At 44.7% G+C, this 21,404-nt stretch carries 15 protein-coding genes; 14 read left to right on the forward strand and 1 reads right to left on the reverse strand.

Features of this window, described 5'->3' with window-relative positions:
- The first annotated feature begins 14 nt into the window (after nt 1-14).
- The 3 genes from ACFVS2_RS16060 (at nt 15) to ACFVS2_RS16070 (ending at nt 2,093) form a co-directional block, all read left to right on the forward strand.
- Complete coding sequence (locus ACFVS2_RS16060) at nt 15-461, forward strand: SLOG family protein (RefSeq protein WP_390235521.1); 447 nt, start codon at nt 15-17, stop codon at nt 459-461.
- 600 nt (nt 462-1,061) lie between these two features.
- Complete coding sequence (locus ACFVS2_RS16065; RefSeq protein WP_390235523.1) at nt 1,062-1,430, forward strand: DUF7674 family protein; 369 nt, start codon at nt 1,062-1,064, stop codon at nt 1,428-1,430.
- Nucleotides 1,431-1,940: 510 nt separating this feature from the next.
- Nucleotides 1,941-2,093: a hypothetical protein gene (locus ACFVS2_RS16070; protein WP_390235525.1), complete on the forward strand. Its 153-nt coding sequence runs from the start codon at nt 1,941-1,943 to the stop codon at nt 2,091-2,093.
- 352 nt (nt 2,094-2,445) lie between these two features.
- Here the strand turns inward: ACFVS2_RS16070 and ACFVS2_RS16075 are convergent, their stop codons facing one another.
- Nucleotides 2,446-2,748, reverse strand: coding sequence for a tyrosine-type recombinase/integrase (locus ACFVS2_RS16075; protein ID WP_390235528.1), 303 nt, complete (start codon nt 2,746-2,748; stop codon nt 2,446-2,448).
- 369 nt (nt 2,749-3,117) lie between these two features.
- Here ACFVS2_RS16075 and ACFVS2_RS16080 point away from each other — a divergent pair, with 369 nt between their 5' ends.
- The 11 genes from ACFVS2_RS16080 (at nt 3,118) to ACFVS2_RS16130 (ending at nt 21,272) form a co-directional block, all read left to right on the forward strand.
- Nucleotides 3,118-5,037 (forward strand): endonuclease/exonuclease/phosphatase family protein, encoded by a 1,920-nt coding sequence (locus ACFVS2_RS16080; protein WP_390235531.1) that lies wholly within the window; start codon nt 3,118-3,120, stop codon nt 5,035-5,037.
- 257 nt (nt 5,038-5,294) lie between these two features.
- Nucleotides 5,295-5,849, forward strand: a complete 555-nt coding sequence (locus ACFVS2_RS16085) for a DUF2272 domain-containing protein (RefSeq protein WP_390235533.1) — start codon at nt 5,295-5,297, stop codon at nt 5,847-5,849.
- A gap of 254 nt (nt 5,850-6,103) precedes the next feature.
- Nucleotides 6,104-8,140 (forward strand): transporter substrate-binding domain-containing protein, encoded by a 2,037-nt coding sequence (locus ACFVS2_RS16090; RefSeq protein ID WP_390236215.1) that lies wholly within the window; start codon nt 6,104-6,106, stop codon nt 8,138-8,140.
- Nucleotides 8,118-9,488, forward strand: coding sequence for a sigma-54-dependent transcriptional regulator (locus tag ACFVS2_RS16095; protein ID WP_390235534.1), 1,371 nt, complete (start codon nt 8,118-8,120; stop codon nt 9,486-9,488). The genes ACFVS2_RS16090 and ACFVS2_RS16095 overlap by 23 nt, the downstream gene beginning before the upstream one ends.
- 234 nt (nt 9,489-9,722) lie before the next feature.
- On the forward strand, nt 9,723-10,553 hold the full coding sequence (locus ACFVS2_RS16100) for a transporter substrate-binding domain-containing protein (protein ID WP_327951711.1): 831 nt from the start codon (nt 9,723-9,725) through the stop codon (nt 10,551-10,553).
- A 20-nt stretch (nt 10,554-10,573) separates the two neighbouring features.
- Nucleotides 10,574-11,248: an amino acid ABC transporter permease gene (locus ACFVS2_RS16105; RefSeq protein WP_173618776.1), complete on the forward strand. Its 675-nt coding sequence runs from the start codon at nt 10,574-10,576 to the stop codon at nt 11,246-11,248.
- On the forward strand, nt 11,248-12,006 hold the full coding sequence (locus ACFVS2_RS16110; RefSeq protein ID WP_173618775.1) for an amino acid ABC transporter ATP-binding protein: 759 nt from the start codon (nt 11,248-11,250) through the stop codon (nt 12,004-12,006). The genes ACFVS2_RS16105 and ACFVS2_RS16110 overlap by 1 nt, the downstream gene beginning before the upstream one ends.
- 496 nt (nt 12,007-12,502) lie before the next feature.
- Nucleotides 12,503-13,378: an MBL fold metallo-hydrolase gene (locus tag ACFVS2_RS16115; protein ID WP_390235538.1), complete on the forward strand. Its 876-nt coding sequence runs from the start codon at nt 12,503-12,505 to the stop codon at nt 13,376-13,378.
- Between the two features lie 634 nt (nt 13,379-14,012).
- Nucleotides 14,013-14,573 (forward strand): SLOG family protein, encoded by a 561-nt coding sequence (locus tag ACFVS2_RS16120; protein ID WP_390235540.1) that lies wholly within the window; start codon nt 14,013-14,015, stop codon nt 14,571-14,573.
- Nucleotides 14,574-15,367: 794 nt separating this feature from the next.
- On the forward strand, nt 15,368-20,980 hold the full coding sequence (locus tag ACFVS2_RS16125; protein ID WP_390235542.1) for a polymorphic toxin-type HINT domain-containing protein: 5,613 nt from the start codon (nt 15,368-15,370) through the stop codon (nt 20,978-20,980).
- A 19-nt stretch (nt 20,981-20,999) separates the two neighbouring features.
- Complete coding sequence (locus tag ACFVS2_RS16130; protein ID WP_390235545.1) at nt 21,000-21,272, forward strand: hypothetical protein; 273 nt, start codon at nt 21,000-21,002, stop codon at nt 21,270-21,272.
- Nucleotides 21,273-21,404: the final 132 nt, after the last annotated feature.

Consider the following 21,404-nt stretch of genomic DNA (forward strand, 5'->3'; position numbering starts at 1 on the left):
CTAGAGGTGGCAACATGTTAAAACGTTTATTTGTTTCAGGATACAAGGCTCACGAGCTTGGCATTTTCAATGAAAAAAATCCGGGGTTAGCCAACAAGGAGTATCCACACCTAAAACTGGCGGTAATTACTCCGTTTTTGAATCAAGAGGAAAAGTGGAAAGAAGAAACCCAGGATTACTACCGAAATATTGTGATGCAAGCCGACTATATCAATAGTGTCTATCAAACACCTTACCAGGGTGTTTGGCAGCTTGGAGAGAAAGACAAATTCTTGCTATCCAATTCAGACGGTATCTTGTTAGTTTACGATGAAGAAAACGAAGGCTCGCCGAAATTTCTAAGTAAGCTCGCCGCAAAAAAAACGGATATGGGCGATTATCAGTTATTTCGAATTAACGCATATGACTTACAGACCATTGCAGAGGAACAGCAGCAAGAATTATACAATGACAATTTCTAAACAAAGAAACCAGCTATGAAAAGCTGGTTTTTTTCTTGGACAGTCGCTCCCGTTTGTCCAATATCGGTTTATTGCTTTAATCGTCCATTGTCTGGGGCAAACAATCATATTTATGCCACAACCTATCAACAAAAGGGGAGCTGTCGGGTTCCCTTTTGTTATTCCAGACTCGTTTAATCTTTTTCTGCTCGCTTCAGGGGAGCGGTTTTTTCTAGATGCTGCCGCTTTCCCTAAGACTCCGGGAGTTGCCCTGCTGCTTCTTTCATATTAACAGTCACATCATCCAGCATTGAACTCCTTGCCTAAATCTTGCAACATACTACGCATTAAGTGAGCGACTGCGGAAGCATTCGACCTTCAGGAGCTGATCGACTTCACTTTGGCACAATGAATTGGAGATGGCGGAACTGCTTCTATACTAACAAAGGAGTTTTACGAGGGTTCTTCAACGCATCTACAAAAAGCACAGGACCGGGTAAAGCAGTTAAATGATCTAGCGAAATCCGGGAAACTTGGTCTAAATGACTTAGATATACTTGATGCTTTAAGAGATGATTTAGAGGATGCAATAAGACTGTTTAAATAGAGGAGTTGGTGGTTATGAATAAAAAATCGGAAGAATTCTTGAAAATAATGTTAGATTTCTTACCGTCAGCTGATGATGCGTATAGAAAATCAATCGCGGATTACGGTGAGGTGCTAGAAACTGTCTTAATTGAGGACATCTTCATGCCTGAAATAATTAAACTATTAAGTGAGGAAAGGAACATCAATTTGTTAGAAAGTATTTTTAAATATTTTGAAGAAGTATCTAATGACGAAGATGCTCACTTAAAAAACATTTTTTCAATTACGGTGTTGGAAATACTCGGAAATGACAGATCGATTCTAGGGACTGCACAGAAATACATGGGAACTAAAACGATACAACTTCAAATAGAAGCTGATAGAGCATTAGGTAGAATCTAGTCAGCACAGACTCATAAGATATTGACGGTTATCCATAATGGATAACCGTTTTGCTTTATTCCGAGGCAGAGGGGGCCAGTGCCGAATGTACTCATCTTTCAACCAATAACACATATAACCCATGTAATACCCATATAAAGATTTCGTCATTTCGTTAGTACGTATGGTCAGATGCTACCATGATTGACCTGTTTTTTGTTACCTTCGTTTTCTTATGTTTTTTTCAAATTCATTCGCAACTGTAGTTTATTATGCAACGATAGGGACGGTGAGTAGGACATGAATCGCAACTTTTAAGATGGATAGTGCGACAACTATAGTAAGGGCGGTTATACAAAGAATTGCACTTTATCCGCACCATAACTGACTATTGCAACGATGATTACTGTGTCAATAACAAACTGGTAACGTGCCAGTTGACATATACAGGTAAGGCAACGTGAAGGCTAGCCAACTTGCCTTCTAATTATAGTCGGAAATTCGTTCTAAAATTTCAGGTGGGGGCTGAACATGGAAGGTGTGAAGGTATCAATTGACCGTATAGTAGTGGACTTTACGAATGTGTATTGGACGTTCTTCAATCCGCTTCGCCAGTGGCTTTGTGATTACTACAACGCCGCATTTTACGTGAAGGACAAGGGATTCAAGGATAAGAGAGGGTGAGCATTGGGCGTATCTCTCGTATCAACTGGTTTATGCTCGTCTAGCAAGGAAGCATACGCTTCGGCTAGGGTTCCCACCCGAATCCTTACTACATTTCAAATCTTGGATTGCGGAGATTGGGAACAACGCTACAGAAATTCTGCATGTTCGTTCCGAAGTGGCATTTGACATTCCTTTACCATTGTCTGAACTGTTCGTCCTATCGTTGACTGGGCGGAACAGAATACCTTTCTCATGAGAAGGCGAGAAAATTGATATTGGACTTTTTAAAAAATGAGGTATCGATCCCGTTATGTCGCACGTCATGCGAGGACAAATCATCTGTTTGTGCTTGAGCCGCAAGCTTCCGTAGCTACCCGCGTATTTGTTTGTACAGCGAGGCAGCCCCTTTGAATTTTCCGTGCATCCTGACGGCCGTGTTTGGATCCTTCCTCAATTTTAAAACAGAGGCTGACACATGGGTATACACCACCGTTGTCTTCACGTCCTTGTGTCCTAGCAACTCTTGAACTGCCTCGATGTCGTAGCCAGCTTCCAAACAATGGCGAACAACCGACGGAACATTGTGGCAGCTCGTTGGCCCGAAGGCGCATAGAGCCGCAACCTTTTGGAAATAGTAATGCCATGTCCTGAACCACGGTTCTAAGGACGTCATCACATACAGATTTCCTTCAACGATAAAGGATATTTATGCCCAAAGCGTGGAAAATAGCATCGAAATCAGTGCAAATGCTGATCGTTCCGGTAACAAAGATAACTTGACCCTCTTTTTGGAGAACAAGAACGAAGGAGTCAATCTGTTAAAGAGTAAACTAGCAATGGTCCCGATTCCGTCATCCACAGAATTCAACGCTAAACATTTATCAGGGTAACAACTCTGTGGAAGATGTGTTTATCGCTGTGACTTGCGGGAAATGACAGAGGAGGTTTCTGCAAAGCCTGACCCGCAAGCTGCACTGACTTGCGGGTCAGGTTGTTTTCGATACGGAGTGATTAACATAAGTGAAAAGGTGGTAATAGGAGTATGGGAACATCGAGTGGGAACAACAGACGCTGGCAAAAGCCGGCGCTGGCATTTTTGGTGCTTGTCGCTTCCGTCGCTCTGGTTGTGCTTCTGCGCCAGGGGGGCTTGGCGCCGCAAAATCGACTAAGCCTGCCCGAACCAGACCGGAACACTCCCGGAGACGTGACGCTGATGGCGGACACGGTCCGTATTCATGACATCCAGGGTGCGGCTCACCGATCGCCGCTTGAAGGGGCCGCGGTGAGCAACGTGGAAGGTATCGTGACAGCAGTGGTGAAGAACGGCAACAGCGTAACAGGCTTTTACATGCAGGACACCCAGCCGGACAGCGATCCCCGCACGTCGGAAGGGATCTTTGTCTATGAACCAAATGTCCAGGTGAACGAGGGAGACAGGGTAAAGGTATCGGGCACCGTGAAGGAATACGTGAGCAGTAACAGGCAAGCGACGGATCTCACACTGACCGAGATTGTTGCGTCGGCAATCAGCGTCACGGTGAATGGCCAGCCTCTTCCAACACCTCTCGTTCTGGGTGAAGGAGCGTACCGCTACCCCTCGACCGTGATTGATAATGACAGATTTGCCCGTTTTGATCCCGAAGAAGACGGAATCGATTTCTGGGAAAGCGTGGAAGGGATGCTGGTGCAGGTAAAAAACCCGCGAGTGGTGGGGGAATCGAAGAGGTTTGCCAACCCACCCAGTGTGGAGTTTGTCATCATTGACGACCAGGCGAATCCGGGAAAGGTACGTACCCCATCAGGAGGCATCATCATTGCGGAAGACAACTACAATCCAGAGCGCATAACCGTTGCCAACAAACTGACGGGAGAGGCGCCTATCGCAAAAGTTGGCGACAGGCTGGCAGAACCAGTTGTGGGTGTGATCGATTACAGCATTGCCAACTACAAGCTTTACAACACCAAGCCGCTGCAGCTGATCGACGGAGGATACCAACCGTTTGAGACAACGATTGAACCCGCGGCAGATCAATTGACGATCGCGTCCTATAACATCGAGAATTTTTCAAGGGTCTCCGATTTGGAAAAGATAAAGCGAATCGCCGCCTCTTTGGTGCACAACCTGAAGAAGCCCGACATCGTCGGAGTGATTGAGATGCAGGACAATGACGGTCCGGCGGACACAGGCGTGACGGATGCCAGACTGTCCGCGCAAGTGTTGATCGATGAAGTGTCCCGGCAAGGAGGCCCCGCCTACCGCTATGTGGACATCGCTCCCGTGAACAACAACGACGGAGGACAGCTGGGGGGCAACATCCGCGTCGGATTCCTTTACAATCCAGAGCGTGTCCGTCTGGCGGACCGTCCTGCCGGGAATGCAAATACCGCCGTCCATGTAGTAACTGAGCAAGGCGTAGCCCATCTATCCCACAATCCAGGACGAATTGACCCGGGCAACGCGGCGTTCGAAAAAAGCCGCAAGCCGCTCGCCGCTGAGTTTTTGTTCCGCGGCAAACAGGTGATCGTGATTGCCAACCACTTCAATTCCAAAGGAGGAGATAGCGGCCTTTTCGGTTCCCAACAGCCCCCTGTGCTGACCAGCGAGGCGCAACGTGTGAAAATCGCCCAGGAGGTAAATGAATTCGTCAGGGAAATCCACGCTGCCGACCCGGACGCCAACGTGGTGGTACTTGGGGACCTGAACGACTTCTCCTTCTCCAAGCCGATCCTTACACTAAAGGAAGAAGTACTGGTCAACATGGTGGAACAACTGCCTGCAAGGGAGCAATACACCTACGTGTACGATGGCAACTCGCAGGCCCTGGACCACATTCTCGTCAGTCGTCATCTGGTCGACAACACGAAGGTCGATATCGTGAACATCAACTCCGAATTTACGGAAGAGCACGGACGGGCAAGCGACCACGACCCTGTCCTAGTTAAGATCGACCTGCTCCACTGATCGACGAGGAGGGTATTAGATATATTGCCTTTCGTAATGTAAGCAATCTAATATATTCCAGATAAAGGCCGTCTTTGTTCATTGAATGTAAGAATAGAGTAGGCGCATGCACATACATGCGCCTACTACTTGACTTCACTAGCGTAGGGATAATAGTCCGGCAAAGGTTTAAGTAACACGAAGCGCCTTTCCAAGGATGACTGGGAGTCGTTGCTGGACGTTTGGAATTACTTAGAAGTAGTTAGGAGTTAATAAGCATGAGCTGGGAAAACGTAAGGCAGCAAATGATTAGTATTGCAAAGCAGGAATTCGAAGTGACGTGGAATAAAGGGACTAAAAAGGAAAATGATATGCAAGCTCGGATACGTGAATATTGGCAACAAGGCGTTTATAAAAGTGTATCGGTGCCAGAATATATAACAATCCCAGGAAGCGCTTGGAGTGCTGCCTTTATCTCGTGGGTTGTCACTCAGGCAGGTGGAGGCGATCGTTTTGGCAAGGTGCATGACGAACCAAATTATCGGAATGAATTCGACAAGCCGGCCGCTCATTGGCGCTATACTGCGCCCGCCAAGATTAACCGACAAACGAGTAGTGCAATTAATCCCTTCTGGGCTTTCGCTATTGATGAGGTGAGACCGCAAGAAGGTGATATTGTAGTAAAGAGTAGAAATGGCAGCGGTGCGACGTGGAACGACTTTATTTCTAAAGAGACGCATGGTGACATTGTCATTGATGTGAGTCCTACTGATATAACAGTCATCGGCGGAAACGTATCAGATACTGTTAAGCAAAAAACTTTCCCTCCCTAATTCTACATAATGATAATTATGGATAATAAACAATGATTATTTTCTACAGAATATTTACGGTTAACACTATATGGCGTAGTGTTAGTTAGTTTTTACTCTAAATCGTATATTTTATTCAAGATTTTCCTTTATTTCGGTCTAATACTTTAATTTATAGTCTTCAACTTTATTTTCACGGAACAATACGCGCTTGAATTTCGATCAACAACACTTTATCCTTTTCAACAACAAGACGGTGAACGGCGGTGCATAGCATGATTGGCGGAAAGAAAATAGGGATCGGGCTGATGCTCGGAGTGATTCTGCTCATGACTATCGGCATGACGCTCCCCAGCGAGGTACATCAGGAAAAAGTCATTCGCATCGCAGGGGACAATAATTTTCCGCCCTTCGAGTACTTTGCCCAGACTGGCGTTTACAGCGGATTTAATGTAGACATCATGAACGCTATTTCGATTGAGACGGGTATGCGAATTGAATTCGTGCCCTTGCCCTGGAATGTAGCTCTCGATGCCTTGCGAAACGGACATGTCGATGCCGTGCAAGGAATGAAATACAGTCCTGCGCGTGACAAGCTGTACGATTTCTCAGCTCCATACTTTTTAAGCTCCCAGGGGATATTCGTGCGAACAGACAATGTGCACATCTTCGGGATCGGAGAACTGACTGGTCGGAGGGTCGCCATCCAAAAAGCAGACATCGCGGCTGATCTTTTCCTTGAGCTTCAAAATACCAGCTTCATCGAGACAGACAGTCAGGAAGAAGCTGTGCAATTGCTCCTCGATGGAAAGGTAGACGCGTTTGTCGGGAATCGCATCACGGGGCAGTACTTCCTGCAAAAAAACAACCAGCAATCCCAAATCAAAATCGTAGGCGACCCGATCGATCCAACTGATTACGGAGTCGCGGTTCTTCCTAAAAACGTGCAGCTACTGACTGAGATCAACAAGGCTATCACCAAGATCAAACAAAACGGAACATATGACAAAATCGAACGAAAATGGTTCGGACAGTACATCAGACCAAACACGCCTAACTTGGAGCGCCTTCGCCTCTATCTAGAGTGGGGCTCCGGCATTGGCCTACTGATCGTCCTCGGGATTTTATGGTGGAATCGCATGTTGAAAAAGGAAGTGCAGAGAAGAACCTCCCAGATCCACGAAATCAATCGGGAGCTGAAAGAAAAAATGGCGCTGCTCGAGGAGAATCTGCAATTTCAACAGCAGCTGCTCAACAGCACCTACAGCTTTTATGTCACACTCACCCAGCACGGCCGCATTTTTTTGATGAATCGAAAAGCAGTCGACTTTCTCGACGTCGATCACCATTTAACTGGCCTTCCCCTGAGCGAAACGATTCTTGCAGAGTTTATTCCCAATAATCAGGTCGAGGATGTCCTAATGCAGGGCAGTACGTATCTGGAGCAGGAGATCGTTTGGGAAAGGGAACGAGACGGGCAAGGCCAGCGGCTGATTATCCGCTACAATATTTTTCCGATTATTTCTCCTGCAAAGGAAATCACAGGAGCCATCATCAACTTTCATGACGTGACCAAGCAAAAGGACATGGAAAAGAAGCTGGAGAGCGAAAACAGATTGCGTTCGTTAGGGCAATTGATTTTGGGGATTGCACACGAAATCCGCAACCCCCTGACCTCTATTCTCACCTATACCCAGCTTTTGCCGACCAAATTTGACAACCCGAAATTTCGGAATTTCTTCGCGCAGCAGGTGCCTGGCGAAATACTGCGCCTGAATGATCTCGTGAATGATCTGTTGGAGTACGCCCGGCCAAAACCGCCGCATCCAGCCCGTTTCCGTGTCGCTGACCTGATGGAAGCGGTCCTGCAGCTGTGCAGCCAGAAGATCAAAGAGAAAAAGGTTCAGGTGTCACTCAGCCTTCCCCCTCACTTGTGTATCGAGGCTGACGTCAACCAAACCAAGCAGATTTGGATCAATGTCGTGCTCAACGCCATAGAATCGATGGACGCGCAAGGCAAATTGAATATTCGCGGATTTACAGAGGGGCAGATGGTCGTCGTCGAAGTAGAAGACAATGGGCATGGCATGTCACCCGAAGACAAGTACCGTATTTTCGAGCCCTTCTTCAGTACCAAAGCAAATGGGGTCGGTCTCGGACTCTCGATCACCTATCAATTAGTCAAAGAAAATGGAGGGGCCATCGACCTGCACAGTCAGCCTGGTCACGGCACCACCATGATTATTCGTTTGCCGATGCCACAGCAAGAAACAGAAGGGAAGGACTCTTATGCACCATCTGTTAGTCATTGATGATGAACCTGCCATCTGTCAGTCACTTGAATTTGCCTTGGAGGAAAAGTATCTCGTCAATACCTTCACCGACCCAGAAGCGGCGCTGCCTTTCCTACAGCAGGTAGAGATCGCTCTCGTCCTACTCGATTTGAAAATCGGGGCTCATGACGGAACAGAAGTGCTCAAGGAAATCAAACGACTGTCACCGGATACCGTAGTGATCATGATGACTGCCTTCGGAAGCATCTCTTCGTCCGTGGAAGCCATGCGGCACGGTGCCTTCTACTATTTGACCAAACCCTTGATGATGGACGAGCTGGACATTTTGCTATCCAAAGCAGAAGAATTGTACCAGCTGCAAACCCGCGTCAAATGGCTAAGCGAAGAGCTGGATAAGCTGTCCGACAGCTACGGTCTAATCGGAAACAGCAAAGCCATGCAACAAATCCTTGATCTGATCGACAAGGTCAAAGACATTGACTCCAGTGTGTTAATCAACGGCGAAAGCGGAACAGGCAAGGAGCTGGTCGCCCGCGCGATCCACTACCAAGGACAACGCAGAAACAAGCGGTTTCAGGCAGTCAACTGCGCAGCTATTCCCGATAATTTGTTGGAATCCGAGCTGTTTGGCTATGAAAAAGGGGCTTTTACCGGAGCCATGCAGAGCAAGCCTGGGCAGTTCGTGCTAGCTGATGGCGGCACGATCTTTCTCGATGAAATCGGGGAAATGGATATGTCCCTGCAAAGCAAGCTACTGCGGGTCATCCAGGAACGAACCGTGACCCCGCTGGGAGGCCTGGAAGAGAAATCAATCGACGTTCGGATCATCGCGGCGACCAATCGAGACCTTTGGAAGGAAGTCAAAGCAAACCGTTTTCGCGAGGACTTGTACTATCGGCTCAACGTCATCCCGATCCAGCTCGCTCCTCTGCGCGAACGAGAAGGGGACGTGCCGCTGCTCGTGCATTCCTTTATCAAAAAAATTAGTGAACGAATGGGCAAGCCGATCGACGGTATCTCGCAGGAAGCGCTGCAAGTGATGGAAAGCTACGATTTTCCCGGCAACATCAGAGAGCTACAAAACATCGTAGAACGGGCGATTGCCTTGACGAGCTCATCCCTGATCGAAAAGCGAGATTTACCAAAGGAACTACAAGGGACGCAGCCTAAGCAGGTCACGAGCAAGCAAAAGCTGATCCCTGTCTACGTGGGGGATACGCTGGAGCAGATCGAAAAAAGGGTCATCCTGCACACCCTCGCCCATCAGGAAGGAAATCGCCGTAAAACAGCGCAAATGCTGGATATGGGCGAGCGAACCTTGCGGGATAAGCTGAAAAAATACCAAGATGAACAAGTAGAGGAATAGACGAGGCGGCAGAAATGGCCGGCGGCAATTTTCGCAGGGCGGCGGATTTTGCCGCCTTTTTTGTATTTACAAAAGACTCTCGTAACTCATGGCAAACGACCTGAGAATGGCTTTAGACAGCCCCTCGTTTGCTATTGCTTCTACTTTTCCTCTTCGATTTCTCGCTTGGCACGATATTTGAATATAGATAATATTCGAAATTACTAAAAATATATTTGGTAGGGGGTCTACAACATGAAGGGATTTCGTAAGGGACTGTTCTCTCTGTGTGCACTGCTGGTCACCGGGGCTTTGATCGCTGGATGTGGTGCCAAGCCTGCAGAGCAGACAGCTGCGTCGGGCAATGGTAGTCAAGCTGCAGCACCAACAGATGAAGTGCTGCAAAAGATCAAAGACACCAAAACCTTGTTGGTAGGAACGGACGCTACTTTCCAGCCGTTCGAATACAAGAATGCACAGAACGAATATGAAGGCTTTGACATCGAACTTGTGAAAGCGATCGCATCTGAGCTGGGCGCGGAGAAAGTCGAATTCGTAGACACCGACTTCAAAGGCCTGATTCCAGGACTGCAAGGCAAGAAGTTCGATATGATCGTATCCGCGATGTACATCACGGATGAGCGCAAACAAACCATCGACTTCTCCCAGCCGTATTATCCAGGCGGTTTGACTATCATGGTGCAAAACGGAAATGACACGATCAAAGGTGCTGATGATTTGAAAGGCAAAAAAGTAGCCGTCCAAATCGGTACCAAGTCTGCCAAATTCCTGAAAGAGAAATATCCGGAAGTAAAACTCGTGGAAGTCGAGAAAAACGTAGAAATGTTCCTCGAGCTGGAAAGCAATCGCGTAGACGCTGTTGTTACTGGAATGCCTGCTGCCAAGGTGTACGCAAAGCAGAGCCAAAAGGTAAAAGTTCTCGATGTTGAGCTGACGCAAGAATACTACGGTTACGGTGTACGCAAGGAAAACAAAGAATTTGTAGCTGCTCTCGACAAGGCACTGAAAACCTTGAAAGAAAACGGCAAGCAGGAAGAAATCGTTAAAAAATGGTTTGGTGAATAACAACATCAGGAGGTGCACCAATGGCGCTTGATTTTATGGTAATTTTTGAAGACAACAATTTATATGCGCTTCTGGAAGGGCTATGGGTTACGGTTTCGATGACTTTCATGGCACTGATTCTAAGTGCGGTTCTGGGTCTGATCATTGGTCTCGGAAGGATGTCCAAGCAAAAATGGATATCTATACTCTGCTCCTTTTATCTGGCATGGTTTCGCGGAACTCCGCTGTTGGTGCAGCTCATGATTCTCTACTATGGCTTGGCGATCGGCTTGCAAGTGGATTTGAGTGCATCTGTAGCTGGGGTGCTGGGACTCGGGATGTACAGCGCCGCTTACGTATCGGAAATCGTGCGCGGAGCGATTCAATCGATTGATAAAGGACAAATGGAAGCAGGACGCTCTCTCGGGATGAGTCATTTCCACACCATGGTGAAGGTTATTTTGCCGCAAGCTGTACGCCGCATGCTGCCGCCGCTGTGCAATGAATTCATCGCGTTGACCAAGAACTCTTCGCTTCTGTCCGTCATTACGGTGTCTGAATTGATGCGCGCAGGCAATCTGATCGTATCGAACAATTTCCGTTACTTTGAGATCTACATCGGCATCGCTCTTCTGTACTTCCTCGTCAACTACTCCATCTCGGTCGGCATCGGCCGTCTGGAACGCAAATTGAGTGTAGAGGGGGCGCGTGCCTGATGATATCCGTCAAACGAATCCACAAATCGTATGGAAGCCTGCATGTCCTAAAAGATGTGAGCCTCAATGTCAGTCAAGGCGAAGTGGTGGTAATGATCGGGCCAAGCGGTTCCGGAAAAAGCACGTTGCTGCGCTGCATGAATTACCTGGAGCAGATTCAAGAAGGCTCGATTGAGATCGAAGGAAAGCCGATCGGATTGATTCAAAAGGACGGAAAGCTCGTGGAAATGCCCCAGAAAGAGCTGGACAAGGTTCGCGCTGAGGTAGGTATGGTGTTTCAAAACTTCAATTTGTTCCCTCATGTGAACGTGCTTGAGAACGTCATGATGGCCCCGATGACTGTGAAAAAAACAAAGCGGGAGGAAATCGAGAAACAGGCACGCGAGCTGCTGCGCAAGGTCGGACTTGCTGAAAAGGCAGATATGTATCCGGACCAATTGTCAGGCGGACAAAAACAGCGTGTGGCCATCGCTCGCGCCTTGGCAATGAAGCCGAAAGTAATGCTGTTTGACGAGCCTACCTCAGCCCTCGATCCTGAATTGGTAGGGGAAGTGCTGGCCGTCATGAAACAGCTGGCTGCAGAAGGGATGACCATGGTGGTCGTCACTCACGAGATGAGCTTTGCCCGAGAGGTAGCTGATCGCGTAGTCGTGATGGACGGCGGTACGTTGATTGAAGACGGGCCACCGGAGAAGATCTTCTCCTCACCTGACCAACCTCGAACACAGGCATTCCTGAGCAAGGTCTTATCGCACTAGACAAAAGGAGGACTCTACATGCTTTCGTAATTGACCCAACCTCCATTCCGGTTTACCCAGGGAAAAGGAGACCCCTATGTCACCCGTTTGTTTGAATTGGTCGAGCAGACCTTTCAACCGGGCGAAGCCTATGATTTTGCGGTCATTGGAGTACCTCTCTCGAAAAGCTCCATCAGCTTTTCCGGAGCGCATGCCCACCCGCTCCGCTGCAATTCCGGAAGCTGCACAGCTCAATTACCACCTGCATTTTTGATGAGGATATCGATCTATCCAACTCGTGTGCTGTCGAGCTTGGCGATGTCACCATACATGTTACTGACATTGCCTGCTGCCAGAAAAACATCGAATCCGCTCTCGAGGAAATCACCAACGCCTGGTAACACGGGCGTTTTTTATTTGTGCGAGGGGGAAGTGTTGTGTGATAACATGGAAAATATTACTGAGTCATTCTGTAGAGAGAAAATTACATTGGCGTATTTGGAAGGGGGAGAAGGAAATGTCCACGATCGAACAGATTACCGAGCATATCTTGATTATGCATGCAAGTCATGACACGGATCGCCCCATCCTAGCAGCCATTACGGGGGCAAGAAAAACCCTCTTGATTGATGCTGGAAATTCACCGGCGCATGCCGCGTTGTTTCGTCAGGAGTTGCAAAGGCTAGGCGTTCGTCTTCCAGATCTGCTCATACTGACTCATTGGCACTGGGATCATACATTCGGAATGTCAGCATGGGATCTACCTACTATCGCGCAGGCAAAAACCGCACATTCATTGAGCAAACTGATGGAGCTGGAATGGTCGGATGAAGTCATGGAACAGCTCTGTAAGGAGAAGATCATCAATGCCAGCACGATGGCGAACATCAAAAAAGAGTACGGAATGAACCGGGACTTGATCCGAATAGTCGAGCCGGATATCCTATTCGATGAATCGATCACGATCGACCTTGGTGGCGTGACATGTCAGGTGAACCTTGTCGGAGGAGATCATTCGGAAGATTCGTGCTATGTGTACGTAAAAGAGGATCAAACGCTGTTCCTGGGAGATGCCTTGGGTCCTTCTGTCTATGGCGGACCGCGCAGTTATACAGCCTCCCGTTTTCTGCGCGTGTTGAAGCAAGCGTACCAGTCTGAAGCAATCCTTTTCGTGGAATCGCACGGCCGGCCATTGGATCGAGCTGCCTTTCAAAAAGAGCTCAGTGATTGGGAGAAGCTAGCTCTGCTCACAGAGCAATACGGGCAAAACAAAGAACGGATCGTAAGCGAGATGTGTACCTTCCTCCAGGTGTCAGAGCTTCCTCGTGAATTTTCAGAAGCTCTCGAATGGTTCATAGTAGGGGCTGCCTACCAAGGATCCGATACCTACTAAAACCCCTACAACCGCAACTTCACGGCGAAGATCGACACCGAGAAGCTGCGGTTTTTTGCATAGCCGAATACGTGCAATGTCCTGACGGTATTCGAAACTAAGGGGGTAAAGCTAATCCAAAATAAAAATTCCATTTATGCTAGCGTAGGGGTAAATTGATAGTAAGGTATATTATTTGCAATATTGTACAAACTGATAATAGATACGGAATTGCAGATGTGTTTCCTATAACCAACGGCTGGTTAAGCCATACACAAGTAGTTAGGCCATTTGATTTCGTTCGTGACCCGTAAATCTTATTGAATTATGGGTTTTTTCATGCTCAAATTTGTAGCTGGTTTCCATACTCCAAGCTGCTGCAAAGTCGTTTGTAAAGAAGGAGCAAACACAGAGTCTCATTTTCATTTCGCGACATATCAAAATAGTTGATGTAACAAACCAGGACAAGATATCTTTCTTGAGAGCATTGTGGGGCACCGTGGGTAGTGGAAAGAGAAACGAATCATCCGATTTATCCTGAGTCATTCAAATTTGTGATAATATAAGAAAAATATGAGACGGAACACGAATGAAGAGACAGCGAGTGAAAAGAAATCTAATTTCTGCTAGCTTCTTTTAAACTAGAGGTGGCAACATGTTAAAACGTTTATTTGTTTCAGGATACAAGGCTCACGAGCTTGGCATTTTCAATGAAAAAAATCCGGGGTTAGCCATTATTAAGAAAGCACTGAAGCGGGAACTCGTAAGATTCCTTGAGGAAGAATTGGAATGGGTCATCATATCAGGTCAACTCGGGGTAGAAATGTGGGCAGCCGAAATTGTTCTGGAATTGAAAAAGGAGTATCCACATCTAAAGCTGGCGGTAATTACTCCGTTTTTGAATCAAGAGGAAAAGTGGAAAGAAGAAACCCAGGATTACTACCGAAATATTGTGATGCAAGCCGACTATATCAATAGTGTCTATCAAACACCTTACCAGGGAGTTTGGCAGCTTGGAGAGAAAGACAAATTCTTGTTATCCAATTCAGACGGTATCTTGTTAGTTTACGATGAAGAAAACGAAGGCTCACCGAAATTTCTAAGTAAGCTCGCCGCAAAAAAAACGGATATGGGCGATTATCAGTTATTTCGAATTAACGCATATGACTTACAGACCATTGCAGAGGAACAGCAGCAAGAATTATACAATGACTAGTTTTAAACAAAGAAGCTAGCGATGAAAAGTGGGTTTTTATTCTTGGACAGTTGCTCCCGTTTGTCCAATAGCGGTGTATTGCTTTAATCGTCCATTGTCTGGGGCAAACAATCATATTCATGTCACAACCTATCAATAAAAGGGGACCTGTCGGGGTCCCTTTTGTTATTCCAGATAGATGCCAGAAAGTCAAATTATCCGCTGTCAACCACTTGGAATTCCTACTTATTTTTCCTCGATCAATTACATAAGACAAGTCACTTCTACTCAAATTTCTTTGCTCAAATGCTGACCAATGTGTTCATATTACACGTTCAAAGATTAATTGCAATTAAGTTATGAAGAGTATTGTTTTTATTAAGCTATAGACTAATTTCCTAATTGTTCAATATGGAAAATATGCCATTATTCCCATTCGTGATATTAGCAAGTAATGATATCATGTTTACTCATAATAAAATATGGAAAGTGAGGTAGTAATTGTGAAGAGAATCGCATTTGGTTAACAACAATAGTGAATCCTGTGTTTTTAGGCATTAGTCAGTGCTGCTCAATTCGGGTAGACAGTAGATTCAGTTGTAACAAAAGGCCTAACAAATTGATTTGGTAAGAGGGTACATTACAGCGAAGTTACATATTCGAGTAGGTGAATTTGAATATTGATCGTGGAGCTATCATTGTTTCAGTTTGGGTTTATAAAATTTCGAAGTATTTTACTGAAATAGTGACTCTTTCTACTAAGCGCTGTTCTCGAATGTCAAACTAGTAGAAACCTAACCAATGAGGAGAGCAAAGTGAACATTAACATGAAAAGATATTTGTTCGTGCTTTTAGTGCTGAGTGTGCTATTGAATATGGTAGTACCCCTTTCATCTGCATCTACGAATCTAGATAATCAAATGAACACGGCGGAAACAAATGAAAATACATCTTCAGAAGGTGTAACGAGTACAACAGAAATAGAAGGCGAAGGATCTATAGATAGTAAGTTACCCTTAGGCGAGGGAAAGCAAGAAAACGAGGAAGAATTAGAAGCAGAAAACGAAATAGTAGAGTTATCGATCCTTCCAGATGGAATTCAAATGGGAGTAGATGAGTCTGTTGCTTTACTTGTTAAGGCAATGCGGGCAGATAAGGTTGTTGAAGATGTAACCCAATCTGTGACGTGGGAAATCGAGAACGAAGAATTGATTCGTATCGAAGAAGGCAAGGTCATTGCTCAAGCTCTGGGCAAAACCACGCTCACTGCTACTTACAAAGACAAAGTAACGAAAGTGAATGTTGAAGTGGTAGCTGCTTCTTCAGAAGAGCCTGCTGTAGATGAATTAACCGATGAATCACAAACCGACGAAATAGAAGAGGAAATCCCCAAGCTGATGAGCCGAGTTGCGGGGGAAACATTCGAGCTAACCATTTCCGAAGGTGAGACTTATGTTTTTGAAAATAGTAATCCTAAATCAAGTTCTTCGTTGAAGGCCGATACTTCGAGAAGTGATGGTAGGACGTATGACTTTGCTGCGTACAATGCAGAGGGACAGGGCGTTGCTCATGACCTAGACTCCATCGCTACTTCGAGGTCGATCCCGCTAAATGGAAGGCTTGTTGTTACGGTTACTGGATTTCCTGTAACGTTTACGGGAGATGTAGAAAAGACAACCTATTATTCTGCATCAGAACCCGCTTTATTTAAAAAAACGTTGAGCAAAGATGAAACGTTTATTGCAGTAAATACAAGCTCACAAAGTGAGTCCATTCAATACACTGGTGCTACGAAAAAGAAATTCAGTTACCATATATTCAACAGTGATGGTTCGGTCTACAAACAGGCTGTCGATACGTCGACAGTTTCCTATTCCGTTCCAGCAGGCGGTAAGTTTGTAGCCACTTCGACATCTGAAGATCCTGTAACATTTGGTGGTTATTATGACATCTTCAAAGAAGAGGACACCTCCGATGGAACTGTCATCAGTCATAAGCTGAATCAAGGCGAGTCCTATCGTTTTGTCAATAATAGTGAAAAGACATTAAGGTTAGATACCGATGCTGCGTATTCGACAGATACGAGATTTGATTTTGCTATTTACAAAAGCGATGGTACAGTACATTCCCAGGCTGCTAATTCATATGCAAGATCGAACGCTGTCTCCGCGGGTGGAGAGATAGTCGTAACGGTTAAGTCTAGTACGCCGATCACGTTTCAAGTATATGATCCTATCTTTGTCGGAACCCCAAGTGTTGATCCTGCTCTTTGGGAAAGAATGGTTACTAAAAATGAAACAGTCAGTGTGAGAAATACAAGCTCATTCGACCTTAAAGCTCTAACAGATGCTGGCCCAAGTAAAGTATTTACTTACCAAGTTACAAGTCGTGATGGGTCTATCGTGAGCCAACAGGACAATTCCTCCTTGAGAAGCATACCTGTTCCAGCTGGTGCGACGTTGACTGCAACAGTAACCAAAGATAATCCGGTAACATTTCACGGATATTTTGATCATTTTAAAGAAGAACAGGTAGAAGATCTTCTATTCAAACAAGTAGTCAAACAAGGCGAATCTTATATCTTTACAAATGTTAGTGGAAAGATTCAAGAGATTGAAACAGATGCTTCTTCTTCAAAAGGAAATCGATTTGAATACACCGTTTATAATAGCGACGGCACTGGCAATTCGTATGCCCTGGATACAACTTTGAGATCGAAGTATATTCCAGTCGGTGGAAAAATGGTCGTTACGGTCACGTCTTCCATACCTGTAACCTTCCAAGGATTTGAGAAAGGTGTAAAAAGAAGCCCCAGCGCAAATCCCGCACTTTTTAAGCGCCAAGTGTTTAATAGTGAGACGGTAAGCTTTTTAAACACAAGCACGAAAGAATTGAAGATTGAAACGAATGCGTCAAGTAGGAATAAATACAGTTATCAGATTGCCTCTAATACTGGTTCTGTTGTCAAACAACAAAACGATGCAACTGCGACAAGCTTGGAGATACCAGCAGGTGGAAAGCTAACGGTTACCATTTCCTCCGATCAGAGCGTTACCTTTTATGGATACTATGACCTCTTTAAAGAGGATGGTTCTAGTTCGATACGCTTTAAACTACAGCTGAACCAAGGCGAGTCTTATGTATTCACAAACACGAGTACGAACAAATACCAGTATATAGATACAGATGCTTATTCCTCTCAGGATAAGAAATACGATTATACCTTGTACTATCAAGGACTTCCAACACGTCAGTCTGCAAGTGATAATGGAAGACAAATTTCAATGCCTCCGGGCAGTAGAGTAGTGGTCACCGTCATATCTTTAAAACCTGTGACATTCGAAGGTTTTAAAGAGGGATTAGAAGCAAGAGTGAGTCCTACCCCTGCTCTTTTCAAACGAACAGCGGTTAAAAACGAAACAATTGGGATTCGGAATACAAGTCAAGATACCGTACAAGTTCTAACAGATGCAACCTACAACAAAAATCAATTTACTTATCAAGTGATGAAGAGTGACGGTTCTATTGCTATGGAGGCCAACGACACTTCCCAGCTCCAAGTATCCATACCTCCAGGGGGGAAGCTGACAGCAACAGTGACCACTGACCTGCCGGTTACGTTCGCAGGTTACTATGACATCTTAAAAGAAGAGTCAGCGGTTTCTTTAACATTTAACCAACAAGTACAACAAGGTCAATCTTATGTTTTTGTAAACAAAAGTGATGTAACACGAGAAATAAAGACGAATGTTACATATGAGTCTGGGAATAAATTTGATTATGCCATGTACGAAGTAGATGGAACCAGTCATAGTCTAGAACGTGATTTCTCTAAAGATATACTTGAAATTCCAGCGGGTGGAAAGGTAGTTGTAACTGTTACTTCGGCTTCTCCAGTGACGTTCAGCGGATTTGAAAGCACTATAGCAAGAAGTGAAAGTTTGCAACCCGCCTTGTTAAAACGAACTCTTTTAAAGAATGAAAGTGTAAGCATTCTAAATCAGAGTAAAAAAAGTTCGAAAATCAAAACAACTGCTACACGTTATGATCCCTATCGTTATGAAGTGAAGAGTCCAGACGGTAAGATCACGGATGATGATGATAAAAGCACGTCAAAGAGTGAAACAATTAGGGCTGGTCATACCTTTACCGCGACAGTCATCAATGATAATCCCATTACTTTTTATGGGGCCTATGAGCATTTTGTCGTAACTTCAGATCCAGTCCCGATCATTGAGAATGTAGCGGTGAACACTTTTGTAGATGTGACGAAGAATACAAAAGAGGTCATCTATCAGTTCACCACAGAAAAAGAGGGATTGCATCGCTTGTTTACATCTCCGTATCAAGAGAACGGTGGAGAGGTAGACACGGTTCTTACCTTGTACAGCGATTCTGCCATGCAGAATGTGATTGTGCAAAATGATGATCATGATGGCCCTTTCGGTTCGCTATTCTCCATGGTGGAAGCAAAGCTTGCGCCGAATACGACGTATTATGTAAAGCTTACCGCAAAGGCAAATGCAAATTTATTGACCAGAATGACAGTAGAGTCAGATTTCGACAATTCTCGTGAAACAGCTACGGCAGCGGAATGGGATGGGATTTATTCCGACCGTTTGTCTTCACCATACGATGTTGATTATTTCAAGCTTACGCTAGATGAGATTGCCGATATGAATTTATATGTCGACAACAACATTCTAACGTTAGAAGATAAAGACGGAAATGAGCTCCAAACGTTTTATGCGAATCAGGAAGACGTGTTATTTATTCCAGGCGACATAGGCGTATTTTATGCGAAAGTATGGAAGCAAAATCCAAGGAAAGAGAAAAGAGCCGCTCTACGCTCGTTACAGACTGCTCCAACTCCCATCTACCATACAAAGTTTCATAAAGTAGTACGGAATACGGAGTATATGGCTATAGATCCAACATTAAAGATTACCGGAACGATTTCATGGAAATACTACGAAGATCATCAGGAAACGGTTATTACCGTAGCACCTAAAGATAATCCAACTCATGTAGTTTACCTAGAAACGAGAGGGTTTTTGGCGAAGAATGTGAATCATACCTTTACATGGGATGGTTCCATCAATATGCCGACTACCCAGCCGATTTTAAAAAATGGAATTTACGTTGTAAAAATTCGAGCAAAAGACGTTGCAGAAAGATATACAATTGATTCATGGTTTAGAGTGCATAATCCCAAAGATACAGAACCTCTTAATATTGATGCTTTAATAGATACATACAATCGCGAAGTATCTGCTGAAGACATTAGCAAGATGCAAACCAATCTTAAAAAAATGAAAATGTATGATGGCGAAGTTACAGGCTCTTACGATAGCGATTTACTGATGTCGGTAATTATGTATGAGGTAGTTACCAACAAATATAGCGGATTAGTTGCTCAACAAGAGATTGATGCAATAAAAAATGGAACCTATTATGAACCCATTGAAGAAAAAGGGAAAATAACGAAGAGATTGGTTAGCAATTCTTATAAAGACGCACACCGAGACTACTCGGGGGAAAGAATTGAGTTTATGTTGCAAGGCGATGCGATCATCTATTCAATTGCAACGCGCGGGGCAATACGTATCTTGCGTGTCGGGCCTGTCATCACTGTAAAAATAAGTAAAACCGCAAAGGAACTAATTGATGAAGTCAATGAGATGTTTGAATGCAATTGTTTTACTGCTGGAACAAAGGTTCTAATAGACGAAGGGGAGAAAAATATCGAAGACATTGAAGTCGGAGATATGGTTCTTTCCAAGAACGAAGAGACTGGCGAGGTAGCTTATAAAGAGGTAACGGATACGTTCAACCATGAGTTGGATGAGATATACAGCATCCAAGTTGGCGGTCAGATGATAGAATCGACTTATAACCATCCATTTTATGTGCAAGACAAAGGATGGACGTTCGTCAAAGACCTCAAGGTTGGAGACTTGCTTGTTCAGAGTGATGGGAATACACTCAGGATAGAGAGTATCGAACTGGAACATAAACAGGCTACCGTCTACAATATGACGGTGGATGAGTTCCATACGTACTTTGTTAGTGACCTTGGGATTTGGGTGCATAATACAAATTGTTATGGTGGTTTTAGAAATTTTGATAACCATTATGACAAACATGTTCTTGGTAAAAATGGAGGTGCAAGAGAATATGGGAATAACTTTACGAAGCAAGAATATTATAATTTAGCTTTCGATTTAGCAAGATCAAAAGTTGATGGAGTAAATATTTTTCAAAGATATCAGGGAAATACAAAAGTGATTTATAATAGAGGGACTAACGATTTGGTATTTGTCCATAGTGATGGTACGATAGGGAGTCTTTATAAACCTAAATTTGGAAGTAGTGACCCAAATGCTGGTTACAATTATTTCATGAGGATTACAACAGCAAATCCATAAAGAGTATGAGGATGTCATTATGAGTAGATATATTTGTGTAGTCTGTGGTTATAATGAGTTGAGTTATCCTCAATGGGATAAAAATGGTTTTCCAACTCACGAAATATGTAATTGTTGTGGATTTGAGTCTGGATTTGATGATGATGCAAAGGACAATCCAGAGTCAATCGAAGAATATAGGATTAGGTGGCTAAGTGAGGGGGCTAAATGGTTTAGCTCATCAACGACCAAACCTTTGAATTGGAACTTGGCAGTACAGCTAAAAAGAATCAATGTGGATATTTCAAAATAGTATTTTATGGCCTTGAGTGGAGTAAATCCCCTCAAGGTCTTTCTTTTACCCCACCGAGTGCCGAGTGAATCGAGCGGCATACTCTGTTAGAGCATAACCCTTATCATCCCCGTATGATATTCCTCTAATATG

This window comes from Brevibacillus sp. NPDC058079 (genome assembly GCF_042885155.1).
Taxonomy (GTDB): domain Bacteria; phylum Bacillota; class Bacilli; order Brevibacillales; family Brevibacillaceae; genus Brevibacillus.

Bases quoted from the DNA above. Each gene is read 5' to 3' on its own strand.
- ACFVS2_RS16060 (WP_390235521.1), top strand. From the start codon at position 15: ATGTTAAAACGTTTATTTGTTTCAGGATACAAGGCTCACGAGCTTGGC.
- ACFVS2_RS16065 (WP_390235523.1), top strand. From the start codon at position 1,062: ATGAATAAAAAATCGGAAGAATTCTTGAAAATAATGTTAGATTTCTTA.
- ACFVS2_RS16070 (WP_390235525.1), top strand. From the start codon at position 1,941: ATGGAAGGTGTGAAGGTATCAATTGACCGTATAGTAGTGGACTTTACG.
- ACFVS2_RS16075 (WP_390235528.1), bottom strand. From the start codon at position 2,748: ATGACGTCCTTAGAACCGTGGTTCAGGACATGGCATTACTATTTCCAA.
- ACFVS2_RS16080 (WP_390235531.1), top strand. From the start codon at position 3,118: ATGGGAACATCGAGTGGGAACAACAGACGCTGGCAAAAGCCGGCGCTG.
- ACFVS2_RS16085 (WP_390235533.1), top strand. From the start codon at position 5,295: ATGAGCTGGGAAAACGTAAGGCAGCAAATGATTAGTATTGCAAAGCAG.
- ACFVS2_RS16090 (WP_390236215.1), top strand. From the start codon at position 6,104: ATGATTGGCGGAAAGAAAATAGGGATCGGGCTGATGCTCGGAGTGATT.
- ACFVS2_RS16095 (WP_390235534.1), top strand. From the start codon at position 8,118: ATGCACCATCTGTTAGTCATTGATGATGAACCTGCCATCTGTCAGTCA.
- ACFVS2_RS16100 (WP_327951711.1), top strand. From the start codon at position 9,723: ATGAAGGGATTTCGTAAGGGACTGTTCTCTCTGTGTGCACTGCTGGTC.
- ACFVS2_RS16105 (WP_173618776.1), top strand. From the start codon at position 10,574: ATGGCGCTTGATTTTATGGTAATTTTTGAAGACAACAATTTATATGCG.
- ACFVS2_RS16110 (WP_173618775.1), top strand. From the start codon at position 11,248: ATGATATCCGTCAAACGAATCCACAAATCGTATGGAAGCCTGCATGTC.
- ACFVS2_RS16115 (WP_390235538.1), top strand. From the start codon at position 12,503: ATGTCCACGATCGAACAGATTACCGAGCATATCTTGATTATGCATGCA.
- ACFVS2_RS16120 (WP_390235540.1), top strand. From the start codon at position 14,013: ATGTTAAAACGTTTATTTGTTTCAGGATACAAGGCTCACGAGCTTGGC.
- ACFVS2_RS16130 (WP_390235545.1), top strand. From the start codon at position 21,000: ATGAGTAGATATATTTGTGTAGTCTGTGGTTATAATGAGTTGAGTTAT.